Consider the following 15,051-nt stretch of genomic DNA (forward strand, 5'->3'; position numbering starts at 1 on the left):
GCTTTCAACACTGTGTCCCGGCGCGATGGCATCAGCGTCTCTTCCGGTTGAGCTACTGTCGAGCCGCCAATCTAGCCAACTCCGACAACCCGTTCAATCCATGCAAGGCGATGGGCATCGGCGGTGTCCCTTCGCACCGCTGCCAGCCCGTCGGCCCGGCCAAAGGCATGCAGCAGCAGCGGTCCAAGGTCGACCAGGGGCGATTTCGCCAGCCCCATCTCGTGCAGCAGGGCGAACGAACGCCCCTCGAACTCGCCGAGCAGCTCGGAGCCGTAGCGCGCCGCGTGGCTGATACCGGACAGATACAGGGCCTTGAACACTTCCTGCTCCGGCCACTGCAGTGCCATCCGCAGCGGCCATTCGATCAGGTTGCGCTCGCCCCACAGATCCTGCTTCCGCGTGACCTCGTTGGCGACCAGGGACAGCGTCAGTGACTGCGCCAGCGCGCCCAGATACGGCTGCATCTGTTCCGCCGTGGGCCGCGTGTAGATCGCATCGTGCGGCGCGCTCTGTACGCCGCCCAGGCGTGCAAGCACCCTGCCTTCCAGCTCCAGTATCGCGGCCTCCAACCCTGCCCTGTCCGACGACACCGCTTCGCGCCCGATCAATGCCACGCGGGCGGTATCCCAGATGCCTAGATCGACCGTCCAGCAGTTCCCTGCCTCACCAATGGAACCGAGTACCAGCAGATCCGTACTGGACGCGAACCCCGCCGCGGTTTCGCGTTCGCCGGCCTCGTCCTGCGCACCGAACAGCACCGGCCCGCCACCCCTGACCACTGCGGCCAGGCAGTGGGCGTGCAGGGATGTCCACTCGTAGGCGCTTTCCGCCAGGTACAGCGGAATGGCGCGACTCAGGCGCCCCAGTTCATCTTCCCGTTGTTGTTCCGCGCGCTCTTCGCCGCTCATGACCTTGCCCAGCATCAGGAACGTCACCTTGCGCGCACTGTCGGGCTTGTTCGCAAACAGCCACTGCGGCTCGCGCAGGCCGTAACGCCAGATCGGAAGTTCGAACGGCATGTTCGCGATCTGCAGTTCTTCCGTGTCGATCGGCCGCGATGATGCACCCGCTTCCCGGCGCGCCTCGTACTGGCTGGCCATTGCATCCAGATGCTGCTTGAACGGCGGAATGTTGAGCGCGTACAGGCGATGCAGCAGCGCCTCGCCCTCGTCCAGGCGATCAAGATGGAGATAGGCCTGGACCAGGTTCATCCCGACCTGCGGCCCATGCGTTTCCGGGTCGTAGGACGGACCGATGAGGTCCACCAGTTCGACGATCCTGCCGGCATTGCCGAGGTCGCCTGAAATGACCAGCAACACATCGGTGCTGTGCGCTGCCTGGGCGAGAACGCTGCGGAACTGGTCCAGCGCTGCCGGGACATCCTGCTTCGCAAGGCTTTCCCGCCCCAGATAGAGGCTGGCGCGCCAGCTGCCCGGCAGGGCCGCTGCCTGTTCCAGTGCTGCCCGGTAGGCGGGCTCACCACCGCGCTCGCGCTGCCGTGCAAGCCACCAGCCCAGGCCGTTGTCCTGGTTCGGGTCCAGTTGCAGCGCCTTCCACAACGTTGCATCAGCCTGATGCTCGTCGCCACGGCCTGCCTGCACCTTCGCGAGGTTGGCAAGGAGCGTTGCGGTCTCACCGATCCTGCCGATTGCATCGCGCAGCACCTGCCCGGCCTGCTCGAAGCGTTCCTGCTGCATCAGCACGATCGCGCGGATGACGTGCGCCCGTTCCACGATGGGGTCGATCTCCAGCATCCGCTGGGACGCAGGATCAACCTCGGCGGCGAACCCGTCGTCCAGCGCATTGAGGATGAGTTGGTAAAGCTCGTTGGGCTGGTCCCACATCGCCTTGATCTGGGGCAACAGCATGTTGTCGCGCCAGTCGGCCCGGGTGACCTGCAGTTCCCGGCCGTGGGCGTCGTACACGGTGATGAGCTGGGCTTGCGCTGCCTCCGCCGGAGGCGCTGCAGGCTGGGACACGGCTAGCGGTGGTTTGGCGCTGGCGGGCTTGCCGGTCAGGCTCTGCATCAAACGCTTGAACATCGTTCCTCCATGGGCTGGGCGCAGGCCATTCTGCACCAATCCTGCGGCGGCTGAACCGTTAAGCATCTCCCCTGGTCGCGCGGTGTGCGGCTCTGGATGGATCCCAACACGGCACGATTCGTGTGACCATTACTGGCCTGAAGACCTGCTTGAACCCCATGCGCCAACTGTCCGATCCCGCCCTGCTCCGCGATATCGCCGAGATCGGCCGCATCGCGGCCGTGCCACGCATCCTGGAAACGGTGGCCCACATCACCGGCTGCCGGTTCACGGCCATTGCCCGGGTGACCGATACCACCTGGACGGCGTGCGCCACCCACGACACCCTGGGCTTCGGCCTGGTGGCGGGCGGCCAGCTGGTGCTGGAGACCACCATCTGCGATGAGATCCGGCAGTCGCCCAAGCCGGTGGTGTTCGCCCATGCGAGCCTGCACCCGGTCTACTCCACCCACCATACCCCGCGCATCTATGGGCTGGAGAGCTACGCCTCGGTGCCGATCCACCGTCCGGATGGCAGCTTCTTCGGCACCCTGTGTGCGATCGATTCGGCGCCTGCCACGTTCGATGAGCTGCATATCCAGCGCTCGATGGAACTGCTGGCCGAGCTGGTCGGCAATTACCTCGATACCGAAGAACGCCTTGAACTGGCGTCAGTGGCGCTTTCCGATGCGCAGCAGGTGGCTGAGCTGCGCGACCAGTTCATCGCAGTACTGGGCCACGACCTTCGCAATCCGCTGCAGTCGATCAGCATCGTGACCGAAACACTCGAAGCTGCGCCGCATACGGATTACCAGCAGCGCATGTTCGACCACATCACGGCCAGCGTGAATCGCATGGAGGGGTTGGTAAGCGATGTGCTCGACTTCGCGCGTGGCCGCCTGGGTGGCGGCATTCCCGTGGCATTGCGCAGCGCCGACGGCTTGGCGGCCGACCTGCAGCACGTGGTGGACGAGGTGGCGAACGCTACCGGGCGTTCGGATATCGCGGTGCGGATGGAGATCAATGGAGCGGTGGTGTGCGATTCCAACCGCCTGGGCCAATTGCTGGCCAACCTGCTGACCAATGCCGTGCAGCATGGCGATGCCGCTGCGCCGATCGCGCTGGAGGTACAGGCCGCTTCAAGCGGACTGGTATTGACCGTGCGCAACGGCGGGCATATTCCCGCCGAGCGACTGGCGACCATTTTCAGGCCGTTCTCGCGCGAGCAGGCGGAGCTGCCGCGGCCTGGCCTGGGGCTGGGGCTCTACATCGCCGCGGAGATTGCGCGGTCGCATGGGGGCACCCTGGTGGTGGCCTCGGATGAGGCCACCGGTACAGCGTTTACGTTCCGGATGCCGGGTGGCAGCGCCTGATCAGGATTTGATGAAGGCCAGCAGGTCCGGATTGATCACGTCGGCGTGCGTGGTCAGCATGCCGTGCGGGTAGCCCTTGTAGACCTTCAGGGTGCCGTTCTTGACCAGCTTCACCGACAGCAGCGCTGCGTCCGCGATCGGCACCACCTGGTCGTCATCGCCGTGCATGACCAGCGTGGGCACGGTGATCGCCTTCAGGTCTTCGGTCTGGTCGGTTTCGGAGAAGGCCTTGATGCCTTCGTAGTGGGCCTTGGCGCTGCCCATCATGCCCTGGCGCCACCAGTTCTGGATCACGCCCTGCGAGATGGTCGCGCCGGGGCGGTTGAAGCCATAGAACGGGCCGGTCGGGAAGTCCACGAACAGCTGCGCACGGTTGGCCGCAACACCGGCACGGATGCCGTCGAACACTTCGATCGGCAGGCCACCGGGGTTGGCCGCCGTCTTCAGCATCAGCGGCGGCACGGCGCTGACCAGCACCGCCTTGGCAACGCGCCCCTGTGGCTGGCCATGCCTGGCCACGTAGCGCGCCACTTCGCCACCCCCGGTGGAATGGCCGATATGTACGGCATTGCGCAGGTCCAGGTGCTCGAACACAGCGGAGGCATCGGCTGCGTAGTGGTCCATGTCATGCCCGTCGCTGACCTGTGCCGAGCGGCCGTGGCCACGGCGGTCATGGGCGATCACGCGGTAGCCCTTCTGCAGGAAGTACAGCATCTGGGTGTCCCAGTCGTCCGACGACAGCGGCCAACCGTGGTGGAAGACGATGGGCTGCGCATCGCGCGGGCCCCAGTCCTTGTAGAAGATGCGGACGCCGTCTTTGGTGGTGACGAAATTCTCGGACATGAAAGTGTTCTCCGGAGCGGGGGAAGGGGTGCGCGCCATCGCAAAACCCGGCAGCGCCATGACGGCCAGCGCCGAGGCACCGGCCTGGAGTGCCTGGCGGCGGGTGAGCATCAGCGTTTCCAACACGTTGGGGGGCATCGGTGAATCCTGCGCAGGGGCGGCACCTCACATGGAGCCAGATACCGGCAGGTTCACGCTTGTACGCCGTTGCTCTTCATGCCGATGCCGGGACTACCGGCGCCGGGGTTCCCACGCGAAGGACGCCGGTATCTGCAGGTCGATCTCCGTTCCGCGCCCGGAGCGTCCGCTCAGGATCGTCAAGGTGCCACCGGCGCGCGCAGCGCGCTCGCGCATGCCTTCCAGGCCCCAATGCCCGGCGACCGCCTCGGCCCCGTGGGGCATTCCAATCCCATCGTCGCTGATGCGCAGGTGGAAACCCTGGCGCCCATAGCTGACCAGGATCTGCACCTGCGCGGCGCGCGAATGACGGAATGCATTGAGCAGGGCTTCGCGGCCGATCATGTACGCCTCTTCGGCCGCGCAGGTCTGCATGGCGCGCGGCGTGCCTTCCACCACCAGGCGAACGGCCGGGGTCTCAAGGCCATGCGCCTCCTCCGCCACGCCCATCAGCGCAGCGCCAAGATCGCGCGCACGTTCCACATCGCCACGCAGGCCGCGCACGCGCTCACGGCCATCGGCCGCCACCTGCTCGGCCATGGTCATCGCCGCTTCCAGCTCCGCGCGGACCGGATCGGTGGGCGGCAGCTTGCGGCTGGACGCATGCAACCGCAGGATCAGTCCCTGCGTGCTCTGCAGCAGGGTGTCGTGCAGCTCGCGTGCGATCCGCTCGCGCTCGCGGTGACGCTCATCCAGGCGTGTACGGATGCGTGCCGCCAGCTGCCGCAGCCGGCCCAGGTACAGCAGCCACAGCAGGGCCGCACCCGCGATCACGCACAGCACGCGGAACCAGGCGGTTTCCCAGTAATGCGGTGCGACGTTGACCACCAGGCGGGCGCCCTGCTCGTTCCAGACCCCATCGTTGTTGCTGGCCGCTACCCGGAACACATACTGCCCCGAGGCAGGCGCGTTGTAGAACGCCGAGCGCGCGGTCGAGGCCTCGAACCATTGCGGATCGAAGCCCTCCAGCTGATAACGGAAGCGGACCCGCTCGGGAATTGAAAGACTCAGTGCGGTGAAGCGGATGCGCAGGTTCTTCGTTCCTGCCGGCAGCTCCACGGCGCCTGCATTGATCGGCACGTCGGCCCCATCCACCGCCACCGACAGGATCTCCACCGGCGGTGCTACGGGGTTGCGCACGATCTGCGCCGGATCCATCGACACCAGGCCGCTGGTCGTGGAAAACCACAGCCGCCCATCCTGGGTCCGCGCAGCGGTGGGCAGTGGCCGGAACTGGGCGGCGATGCCGGGCAACGCATCCAGCGCGTCGAAGCGCTCGTAACGCGGGGTGCCCTGCGCGTTGAACAGGCCGGCGATGTCGCCGTCGCGCACGTGCACCACGCCACGTGCACCGTTGAACCACAGGCCGCCTGCAGCATCGGCCACGATGCCGCTGATGCCACGCAGGTCTTCGCGCACCGCCGGCAGCACGTTGTGCAACCGGCCTTCGGCCACCCGCGCCAAGCCGCGCTCGCCGCCCATCCACATGCCCTGCGCGTCCTCGAACAACGCCGTGACGTTGCCCACGTCCAGCGGTTCGCCCGTCCATGGCGTGGAGAACACCCCGTGGTCGAGCACTGCCACCGCGTTGCGGGCAAAGCCCAGCCACAGCCGCCCGCTGGCATCGGTCTGCATCACCAGGGGCGAACCACCCGTGGGTAATCCAGGCCGGTCCTGGAAGTGTGCCCACTGCCCGTCCTTGAACCGGTACACACCCGGCGTGTTCAAGGACACCCACAGCGCGCCGTCCGGGGTGGTCGCGATGGCCTGCACGCCCGAGCGCGTCGCCACCGGAAGCCCGGAAACCTTCGAGAAGCGCTCGCCGTCACGGCGCCACACCCCGTCCGGCCCGGCCAACCACGTGGTGCCGGCGGCATCGCGGTGCATGGCGGTGATTCCCGCCGGCAGCGCCAGCGTCTGGCGTGTGGCCATGTCCACGCGCTGCAACGGGTGGTTGCGGGTGCCCACCAGCAGCGCGTTGCCGTCCGCGACCATGGCGAACTCCTGCGCACCTTCCGGCATCGGCACCTGCACCAGGTTGGCATGGCGGAAGCGATCCAGCCCGCGACTGCCGCCCACCCATACATTGCCCTCGCGATCCTCCAGCAACGGCTGCGCGTAATCGGAGCTGAGCCCGTCCACCCGGCGGAAGCGTTCCACCTCCGCCTGGTTGCGTTGCGGTGAGCGGCGAACCAGCCCGGTCCCCAGCGTGGTCGCCCACAGCACGCCGTCGCGGTCGAACAGCAGCCCGGCCGATTCCACGGCATCGCCCTGGCCGGACAGCGGGCGCACACCGCCGTCCGCTTCGGCCACCCAGATGGCTCCGTCCGGCGCCTGGGCAATCTGGCTTACCCGGCCCACGCGCGCCGGCACCCGTTCGAATGCGCTTGCCCCGCGCCTCAACACCACCATGCCGGCCTCGGTGGCGATCCACAGCGTGCCCTCGCGATCGGTGAACAACGTCCGCGCCTGTCGTCCCGGGTAGCCCATCGCCTGCGTGGGCCGTACCCAGCGCTGGCCCTGCAGGAAGAGCGGGCCGGTAAAGGTGGCGGCCCACAAGCGGCCCTCGCCGTCTTCGGCGAAACGGAACACGGTGCTGGTCGGCAGCCCCGCCGCTGAACCGTAGTGGCGCAGGCCCGTGCGCTCGGCCCGGCTCACCCCGCCATAGCGGAAGCCCACCCACAACCCGCCATCATGGGCGGCGTACAGGGTCGACACACTGGTCGCGGGAAACGCGTCATCGCCGGGCGGCACGAAGCGCGTGAAGCGCACGCCATCGAAGCGGTACAGGCCTATCTCCGTACCCAGCCAGAGATAGCCATCCGCCGTCTGCGCCAGCGCGGTCACCTGCCCCGGTGCGCCCTGGTTGACCGTCCACGCGGTGTGGTGGAACTGCCCCACCGCCCGCGCGGGGTCCAACGCCGCAGCATGGCCGCCCAGCAGCAGCAGGCACGCGCAGGCGATGGCCCGGAATGTGATCGTCATGGTCAGCCCCTGCGCGTCGGGGCCATCATACAAAAACACCTACCGGCAAGGCGCACCGTCGCACGGCTGGCACCCCGACGGGACGGCAGCGCGCGCGTAGGCCGTGGGCGTGCAGCCCAGGCTGCGGCGGAACCAGCGCACGAAGTGGCTCTGGTCGTAGAAACCCAGCGCACTGGCAACCTGGCAGACGCGCTGCCCCTCGGTACGCAGCAGGTGCCGGGCGCGCTCGATGCGCCGCATGCGCAGGTATTCCATCGGGCTCAGCCCGGTCTGCTCGCGGAACGTACGGGCAAAGTGGAAACGGCTCATGCACGCCGCCCCGGCAATGGCGCTGAGCTGCAGGGGTTCGGACAGGTTGGCCTCGATGTAGTCGACCGCCCGCCCCACCGCGCGCGAAGGTGCGCCCGGCACGGGTTCCACGGCAGATGCCGGATGGTTGGCATGCATTGGCTCGGACCTCGCGAAATCCACCCGTGCATGCTGTGCCTGCAGCGCGCCCCGCCCAAGCCCCGATTGGCTGGGCGCACGACTACTCTTTAGGGTGAGTGCCCTTGCTGTCGTCGCTGCCGCGCCGCGACGCCGGCCGCTCCAGCACCCGTCGACCGAACAGCACCGCATCCACCGAATACGCGCCCGGACCCAGTAACAGCAGCGCCAGCAGCAGTCCGGCCAACGGCCAGCCGTCCAGCGCGGCATCCACCCCGGCCAGGACCAGCGCCACTCCTATCCCCAACGGAAGCAGCCCGCCGAACGCGATCAGGGCGGCGGCGAGCCACGCCCACGCGATCAGGTCGGGAGGTGGCAGCGCCCCGCGCAGGCCCCACGGGCCTACCAGCATCAACGACAGCACCAGGCGAAACAACAGCAGGCCCACGCCGGGCGTGCGGTCGGGAAAGGTTGCGTACAACAGCTGCACCGGGGCGCCTCCAGCGTCGATCTGGCTGACGCCATTGGGGACCCATCGGCGCCGGCGCGCATGCCTCGAAAGAGTAATACGCCCCTCCCCCGCGGGTGGCCCCGGATCACGCTCAGCGCGCGTAGGTCCGCCAGTAGAGAACGCGGTCGCCGTCCTTGTTGGTGGCAATGAATACCGCCTTGTCGTATTCGGTATCGCATTGCAGGAACCGGTAAGAGCGTGCGAGCACGCGATCGCCGGGCCACCACAAGCGGTTGAAAGCGGCGGGCGCCGTCTGCGCATGGGCCACCGGTCGGCAATCCGGCGGGAGATTCAACCCGGTGCCCGGCGGCATGAAGAACGAAAGCTGGCTCGTATTCGAATCGAGGTCGTGCACCTCACGTAGATTCGTCGCATCGCGGGGAACCCATGCGGGAACCCATCCCTTCCCGATCATCTCGGCCTCGTCCGCCTCCTCCAGGGTGTCGTAGGCACTATCGATCACCAGGCTGCAGCCCGCCACCATCAAACAGAGCATCAACAGCGTGACAAGTCTCACGATATTCCTTCCTTGAATGGATGGCGGGGCGCCGAAGCGGGTTGATCACACCGGCATTTGTTATCTTGCCCGCCGACAACCCTCCTTTCTGGAATCATATGCCCCGCAAGCCATCCGCATCCCTCTCCCCGCAGGCCCTGCTGCGGGCAGCTACCAAGGAGGCGTATGAGCGCGTCACCCTGCTGCTGACCACCAGCTTCGACGATTTCAGCCCGGAACAGCAGCGCCGGCTGCGCGCCCTGCTGGGCAGCGAGGGAGCCGCCAACCCGGCCAACCCGGCCAAGCGGGCCAAACCCGCCAAGGCAGAACGCAAGGAACTGCCGCCGCGTTACTGGCTGCCGCATACCCAGGAAACCTGGTCCGGTCGCGGGCGCGTGCCGAACACCTTCCTCGCCTGGGAGGGCACCGTGGCCCATACCGAGTGGAAGAAGCACCACCCCGATGAGCGCTTCCCGGCCTATCCGGGCTGAACGCGAAGATGAGCGGTGACATGAAGATGCGCAGGGCCGTGGGAACGCACGGCACCCTGCATCGCATCGAGGGCCTGCAGAAGCGCCACGATACGCAGCAGTCCCTGCCTACCCTGCTTTGCGACAGTGAAGGGTGCGGCGCCCCGGTCAGGTTTGTGGCGGCGGACCCTTCCTATATCGCCCTGGCCAAGGGCGCCGAGCACCAGCCGGGCTGCCGGTACAACGCCCCCGGCCGCTTGCAGGCCATTCTGGCCGCCGGTTCGGATCCTGAGTTCCTGCCTGCGCTGGACGACGGCCGGCACGAGCTGCGCCTGCTGTTGCTGCAGCAGGCGCTGAAGCGCGGCGGCATCGAGCAGCACACCCTCGACGGCTGTCTGGGCACCCTTGCCGACCTGCTGGTGCTGCGCGTGATGTGTGAAAGCGACGACCTCGTGGCCTCGCAGGTCACCCTGCGCCTGGGCAAGAAACGCGTGGACTGGGAAAATTTCTTCTACGACCAGGAACGCTACGACCAGGCTTGGGAGCGTATTGGCACCGGGACTACCGACCTGCCGATGGCGCTGGTCGGCACGGTCAGGTCGCACCGCTCGCCGCAGCCGGATTCGCTGTTCCTCAACTGCGCGCCGAAGTACCAGCACACCGGCGTGGCAGATCGCCGTGATTTCTACGAAGTCACCGTCGGGCATGCCGACGCCGCCTGGCTGAAGTCCTTCCCGGTGGGCGCGGAGATCGTGATGTTCGGGCTGTGGCGCCAGGGCCGAAGCAGCACGTCATCCCGGCCACACCCCACCGACCCGCGCCGGAGCATCACCAACGTCACCCACAAGCTTGCACTATGGCCAGGCTTCAAGCGGCAACTGGCCCTGGTTGAATGAACTGGAGAACGAACAGCATGCGCCGACCGACCCCGTCATCCCTGCTGTTCACGGCCCTGTCCTGCGCCTCGATCACCGCCTGTGCGGCGCCAACGCCACCGGCCACCACGCTGTTCACCGACGTCACCGCCACCCATGTGCCGGCCGATGCCGAGCTGCACGCCTTGGATGCGGCGCTGCTGGATGCCGACGGTGACGGCGACCTGGATGTCGCGGTGGCGGTGGAGAACGGCGCCAACCGGCTGTACCTCAACGATGGCACCGGCAAGCTCAGCCATACGCCCGGTGCGTTCGGTTCCATCGCGGGCGACAACGAGCATGTACGCGTGGCCGACTTCAATGGCGACGGCCACCTGGATGTGGTGTTCGTGGCCGAAGATACCGAGCAGCACAACCTGTTCCTGGGCGACGGCAAGGGTGGGTTCACCCGGGTAAGCGAACGCCTGCCCGCGACCAGTCAGGCCAACGCAGTGGCGGTCGGCGATGTGAACGGCGACGGCCTGCCGGACATCGTGGTGGGCAACACCACCGAGGGAAAGGAGGGCGTGGCGCAGCCCTTCTTGTGGCTCAATGACCGCGCACGCCCCGGGTGGTTCATCGATGCCAGCACCTCCCACCTGCCGGCCATCGACGTGCAGGCGCAGGGCATCGTGCTGGCCGATCTGGATGGCGATGGCGACCTGGACATGGCCATTGCCAGCCAGGATCCGATCAACCGGCTGCTGTTGAACGATGGCGGCGGACGCTTCACCGATGCCACCGACCGGCTGGGCAAACAGGTACCCACGGAGACCCGCGAAGTGCATGCCCTGGATGCCAACGGCGATGGCCGGCTGGACCTGGTGTTCTTCAACCTCACCAGCAACAACCGGGACTGGGACAAGGACCCGCAGACGCGGTTGCTGATCAACCAGGGCAACGCGCGCTTCAAGGATGAGACCCGTACCCACCTGCCCACCCACCGCTTCTCAAGCTGGGGCGGCACCGTGGTGGACTTCAACCACGATGGTCATCCCGACCTGGTGGTCAGCGCCATCGACGTGCCCGGTTTCGTGCCGCTCCAAGTACGTGCGTGGCAGAACGATGGGAAGGGCAATTTCAGCGACGTCACCGCTTCGGTGATTCCAGCCGCCACCGTGGGCCGCAGCTGGAGCATGGCCCGTGGCGATCTGGATGGCGATGGCAAGCAGGACCTGTTCATCGGTGGCTGGCAGTCGCAGGCGCGGCTGCTGCTCAGCCGCCCATAAGCCCCCCACATTCCCACGGCTTTCTTCACAGAACCTGCTCTATATTCCGGACCACGCCGCCGCTCGCTGCGGCTGGAACGGGAGGTTGATATGAAAGCCGCACGTCTGATTGGCATTGCCGCACTTACCGTTGCCGCGTTGGCCGCAGCCCCTGCCTGGGCCGATCCGCCCCACCATGCACGCGGCAACGGCCCGCCCCCGCATGCCGGCGGCCCGGACAAGCGCCACGCACCGCCGCCGGGATGGCAGAAGAAGGCCTGGCACCGCGGCGACCGGCTCAGCTGGTCGGAGGTGGACCGCCGTTACTGGGTTGACGACTACTCGCGTTACGATCTGCGCGAACCGGGCCGCGGCCATCGCTGGGTGCGGCAGTCCGACACCGAGTACCTGCTCGTTGAGATCGCCACCGGCGTGATCATCGACGCCCTGCGCCGCTGACGCGGCGCCCGTCCTACAGGTTGCCGCCCACGCGCGGCACCTTCAGGACATCTTGAAACACGGCATTCGCGGCTGCAGGCGGCGGGCCAACGAATAGCGAAAGAAGCAACGCACCCATTCGACCCAGGAAGGCCGGCATTCCAGTATTCGGTTTCACGCTGCTGCTCACTCCTTGAGTCGATCAATGCGGAATATCAATCAGATCTCTCGGCGGGGACCTACCCAACAGAATCTTGATCTCAATACCGGCCACCGCTTCAAGTTCAGCTTTCGCGGTCAGGTAGCGCTGCTCGTCTGTCCCACTCACCATGACTTCGATCAAGCCAAGTTCCGGACGACCACTCAGGCCGGTCACATCCGGAAAAAACTCTAGAGCCCTGGCGCTTGCCTTGCTCATGATGTCGCTGAATTCCTGCGCCGTGTAGGGGTAGCCTTGCTCGAACTCAACCCTCACATCGGTCCCGCGTACTCTGATGAGCTGGACAGGCTCCGTTGCAGGCCCCTTCAAACCTACCACCAGGTGCTGGTAGGGCGTTGACTCGATCGAAATGAAGGCCATCCTCTCTCGATATCGCTCCCGTAGGTCCTGGACATGTGGCATAAGCTCTGACTCGATCAGCAGCCGCTCCCTGGCAACTTCAAGGGAAACGCCGTTGGCCTCCATGTAAGCGCTTGCCTCAACGTCGGGCACATCGTTACCCAGCACCGGAGCACTGCGCGGCATCCCACCCGGCGCTCTGGAGGGTTCAGCGCTGCTCCGTGCATTGGCCGCTGGAGCCGGATTGCCCTCTTCAACCCGCTGGTCCTGCTTGCCACCACAGGCCGAACCCAGCGCAATCGCCGCGAGAACGAATGCCCGCCGCAGGTTCGGCCCGATGCCGTGCCACGCCATCATTCCGCTCCGTCAAGCGCATCCAGTGGGCGCTTGTGCGGCTCTTCGATGATCCGCTTGTTGAGAATGCGCACCGTGCCGACCATCAGCAGCCGCATGTCGCGAACGATGTAGTCAGCAAGCGCGTCATCACTGATGTCGTCGCCTTCGATATCCAGCCGGAACTCCTGGCCCTGGATACCACCACCGTTGCTGAACTCGATTTCGAAATCAAAGCAGACACGCTTTTCCATTCAAGCCTTCCGATCCATGCGGCCGAGGTCTGCCGGATTCTCGCACGACACCCCGGCCAGGGCGACCGTCGAATTGCCGCCCGCACTCGCACGCAGGTCACTTCGACTTCACCACTGCACAACGATCCCGGCGGTACGTTTCCTGCGCCTGCACCGCCTCTGGCAGGGCGCAAAACACTTCAGGAATCAACCATGCGTACATGCATCGTTCTGGGTCTGTCGCTGTTGGTCGCTGCGCCTGCATGGGCCGCCGACGTCACCTGTGAATCCAAGGGCCGCGGTCGAACCGAGTGCCCGATGGACACCCAGGGGGATGTGCAGGTCAAGCGGCAGCTGAGCAAATCGCCCTGCACCGAAGGGGTGACCTGGGGCTTGAGCAAGCATGCCGTGTGGGTCGAACAGGGCTGCCGTGCCGTCTTCTCGAATGCATCCGATAGCGCGGCCGCAGCTCCCGCCGCCAGCGGGGGGCTGCCGTTGTTCAACGCCACCTGCCCCGGCGGCCTGGATGTCCATGGCGACCAGGGCGGCCCGGTGTACGTAAACGGCAAGGAGGCCACGCTGAAAAAGTCCAATGACAACTACTACGAAGCCAAGGACGCCGCCACGGGTACGGTCATCTCGCTGAGCAAAAGCCCGGATGGGTCGCTGTCGGTGTCTTACACCGGCCGCAAGGGCGCCAACGGCATCTGCCAGCTGCGGTGACCCGCGAACCTCACGCTTTGCGGGCGGACAGCAGGATGACCACGAACACCGGCAGTGGCGAGAGCATCATGATGATGCCCAGCCCGATGTTGGCGCCGCCGCCGGTGTTCATCCATCCATCGGCGTAGTACCAGCCCCACAGCGCAAGCGAAACCAGCAGCCCGGCGATGAAGCCTCGGCGCACGCGAGGTGGGCGGCGGATACCTACCCACAGCGAGAACAGAGCGAACGGTGCCAGGGCCAGAGCCGTGCGCACCCAGCGTGGCTGCAGCTCTGGCCCCATGCCAAACGTGCGTGAGCGCAGTGAATCGAGCACCCACTCAACGCCCCACACAATGGTGAGCGCGTAGACCACGGAAACCAGCAGCAGCGCTGCGCCGGGAATCCTTCTGGTATCAGACGGCATGGATGTCTCTCTGGATACATGCGGCAACATGCGATTCCAATGAAAGCACAGGCCGAAGTCTGCTCGCCACCCGCGATGCAACTGCCCCTCGTTCAGCCATCGGTGGAGCGGGTAACGCTCTCCCAGCGCACGAGGTCATCCAAGGCAGTCATGTGCTTCTCGCGAACCAGGGCCAGGGCATCGCTGCCAAGCAGCAGGTGCGCGGGGGGCGCTTCGCTGTCCATCAGGGCCAACATGGCCTGCGCGGCCTTCCGTGGGTCGCCGAGCTGCTTTCCACTGACCTCCTGCCGACGCTGGCGGATCGGGTCGAACACCGCGTCATAGTCGCTCAGGGTGCGCGGTGAACGCACCATCGAGCGGCCTGCCCAGTCGGTCCGGAAGGAGCCCGGCGCCACCGCCGTCACATGGATTCCCAGGTCACGGACTTCCTTGCCCACCGCTTCGCTGATGCCCTCCAGCGCGAACTTGCTTCCACAGTAATAGGCAATGCCCGGCATGGTGATGATGCCGCCCATCGAGGTGATGTTGAGGATCCGCCCCGCGCGGCGGGAGCGCATTCCGGGCAGTACGGCCCGCATCATCGCCACGGCGCCGAACACGTTGACGTCGAACTGCCGGCGCATCTCCGCCAGTGGCGATTCCTCCATTACGCCTTCATGGCCATAGCCGGCATTGTTGACCAGCACATCGATCGGCCCCAGTTCCGCCTCCACCGCGCCGACGACCGCGCCGATGGCCTGATCGTCGGTAACGTCCAGCAGGCGTGCATGGGCGCGCCCGGGCGCCAGCGCCTCGAACGCCGCGATGCCGTCGGCCTGGCGCAGCGTGCCAACCACCTCGTGGCCAGCGGCCAGGGCTTCGCGGGCGAGCGCAAGGCCGAAGCCGCTGCTCACACCGGTAATCAGAATTCGCTTGGGGTGCGTCATGGGGTGCTC

General features: G+C 66.4%; 16 protein-coding genes. 6 read left to right on the forward strand and 10 right to left on the reverse strand.

Annotated features, from left to right (window positions below; translation table 11 throughout):
* Positions 1-71: 71 nt before the first annotated feature.
* Positions 72-2,042 carry a hypothetical protein gene (locus tag QE395_RS13820; RefSeq protein WP_095363707.1) on the reverse strand — a complete coding sequence of 657 codons (1,971 nt, stop codon included), beginning with the start codon at positions 2,040-2,042 and terminating at the stop codon, positions 72-74.
* 158 nt (positions 2,043-2,200) lie between these two features.
* Here QE395_RS13820 and QE395_RS13825 point away from each other — a divergent pair, with 158 nt between their 5' ends.
* Positions 2,201-3,394 carry a GAF domain-containing sensor histidine kinase gene (locus QE395_RS13825; RefSeq protein ID WP_306989626.1) on the forward strand — a complete coding sequence of 398 codons (1,194 nt, stop codon included), beginning with the start codon at positions 2,201-2,203 and terminating at the stop codon, positions 3,392-3,394.
* On the opposite strand, the gene QE395_RS13830 is transcribed toward QE395_RS13825, so the two are convergent.
* From QE395_RS13830 to QE395_RS13850, 5 genes are all read right to left on the reverse strand, one after another.
* Positions 3,395-4,237 carry an alpha/beta hydrolase gene (locus QE395_RS13830; RefSeq protein ID WP_237334343.1) on the reverse strand — a complete coding sequence of 281 codons (843 nt, stop codon included), beginning with the start codon at positions 4,235-4,237 and terminating at the stop codon, positions 3,395-3,397.
* A gap of 231 nt (positions 4,238-4,468) precedes the next feature.
* Positions 4,469-7,399, reverse strand: coding sequence for a sensor histidine kinase (locus QE395_RS13835; RefSeq protein WP_306989628.1), 2,931 nt, complete (start codon positions 7,397-7,399; stop codon positions 4,469-4,471).
* 39 nt (positions 7,400-7,438) lie between these two features.
* Entirely contained in the window at positions 7,439-7,819 is a 381-nt protein-coding gene (locus QE395_RS13840) for an AraC family transcriptional regulator (RefSeq protein ID WP_306989630.1), read from the reverse strand.
* A gap of 109 nt (positions 7,820-7,928) precedes the next feature.
* Positions 7,929-8,315 carry a hypothetical protein gene (locus QE395_RS13845; protein WP_306989632.1) on the reverse strand — a complete coding sequence of 129 codons (387 nt, stop codon included), beginning with the start codon at positions 8,313-8,315 and terminating at the stop codon, positions 7,929-7,931.
* A gap of 112 nt (positions 8,316-8,427) precedes the next feature.
* Complete coding sequence (locus tag QE395_RS13850) at positions 8,428-8,853, reverse strand: hypothetical protein (RefSeq protein ID WP_306989634.1); 426 nt, start codon at positions 8,851-8,853, stop codon at positions 8,428-8,430.
* Between the two features lie 98 nt (positions 8,854-8,951).
* On the opposite strand from QE395_RS13850, the gene QE395_RS13855 reads away from it, so the two are divergent.
* The 4 genes from QE395_RS13855 to QE395_RS13870 all read left to right on the forward strand — a co-directional run bounded on the left by QE395_RS13855 (position 8,952) and on the right by QE395_RS13870 (position 11,883).
* Positions 8,952-9,323, forward strand: coding sequence for an H-NS family nucleoid-associated regulatory protein (locus QE395_RS13855; protein WP_306989637.1), 372 nt, complete (start codon positions 8,952-8,954; stop codon positions 9,321-9,323).
* 20 nt (positions 9,324-9,343) lie between these two features.
* Positions 9,344-10,198 carry a hypothetical protein gene (locus tag QE395_RS13860; RefSeq protein WP_306989639.1) on the forward strand — a complete coding sequence of 285 codons (855 nt, stop codon included), beginning with the start codon at positions 9,344-9,346 and terminating at the stop codon, positions 10,196-10,198.
* Between the two features lie 17 nt (positions 10,199-10,215).
* Complete coding sequence (locus QE395_RS13865) at positions 10,216-11,445, forward strand: VCBS repeat-containing protein (protein ID WP_306989641.1); 1,230 nt, start codon at positions 10,216-10,218, stop codon at positions 11,443-11,445.
* 90 nt (positions 11,446-11,535) lie between these two features.
* A complete protein-coding gene (locus QE395_RS13870; RefSeq protein ID WP_093533296.1) occupies positions 11,536-11,883 on the forward strand; it encodes an RcnB family protein in 348 nt (115 codons plus the stop codon).
* A gap of 181 nt (positions 11,884-12,064) precedes the next feature.
* Here the strand turns inward: QE395_RS13870 and QE395_RS13875 are convergent, their stop codons facing one another.
* A complete protein-coding gene (locus QE395_RS13875; RefSeq protein ID WP_306989643.1) occupies positions 12,065-12,775 on the reverse strand; it encodes a hypothetical protein in 711 nt (236 codons plus the stop codon).
* On the reverse strand, positions 12,775-13,008 hold the full coding sequence (locus tag QE395_RS13880) for a cyclase (protein WP_068849669.1): 234 nt from the start codon (positions 13,006-13,008) through the stop codon (positions 12,775-12,777). The genes QE395_RS13875 and QE395_RS13880 overlap by 1 nt, the downstream gene beginning before the upstream one ends.
* Before the next feature lie 192 nt (positions 13,009-13,200).
* Between QE395_RS13880 and QE395_RS13885 the strand changes: the two genes are divergently transcribed.
* Positions 13,201-13,710, forward strand: coding sequence for a DUF3011 domain-containing protein (locus QE395_RS13885; protein WP_306989645.1), 510 nt, complete (start codon positions 13,201-13,203; stop codon positions 13,708-13,710).
* Between the two features lie 10 nt (positions 13,711-13,720).
* Here the strand turns inward: QE395_RS13885 and QE395_RS13890 are convergent, their stop codons facing one another.
* Both QE395_RS13890 and QE395_RS13895 read right to left on the reverse strand, forming a co-directional pair.
* Positions 13,721-14,116, reverse strand: coding sequence for a hypothetical protein (locus tag QE395_RS13890; RefSeq protein ID WP_306989647.1), 396 nt, complete (start codon positions 14,114-14,116; stop codon positions 13,721-13,723).
* A 92-nt stretch (positions 14,117-14,208) separates the two neighbouring features.
* Positions 14,209-15,042, reverse strand: coding sequence for an oxidoreductase (locus QE395_RS13895; protein WP_095363696.1), 834 nt, complete (start codon positions 15,040-15,042; stop codon positions 14,209-14,211).
* Positions 15,043-15,051 lie beyond the last annotated feature (9 nt).

Origin of the sequence: Stenotrophomonas sp. SORGH_AS_0282, from assembly GCF_030818125.1 — a bacterium.
In the GTDB taxonomy this organism is placed as follows: domain Bacteria; phylum Pseudomonadota; class Gammaproteobacteria; order Xanthomonadales; family Xanthomonadaceae; genus Stenotrophomonas; species Stenotrophomonas rhizophila_A.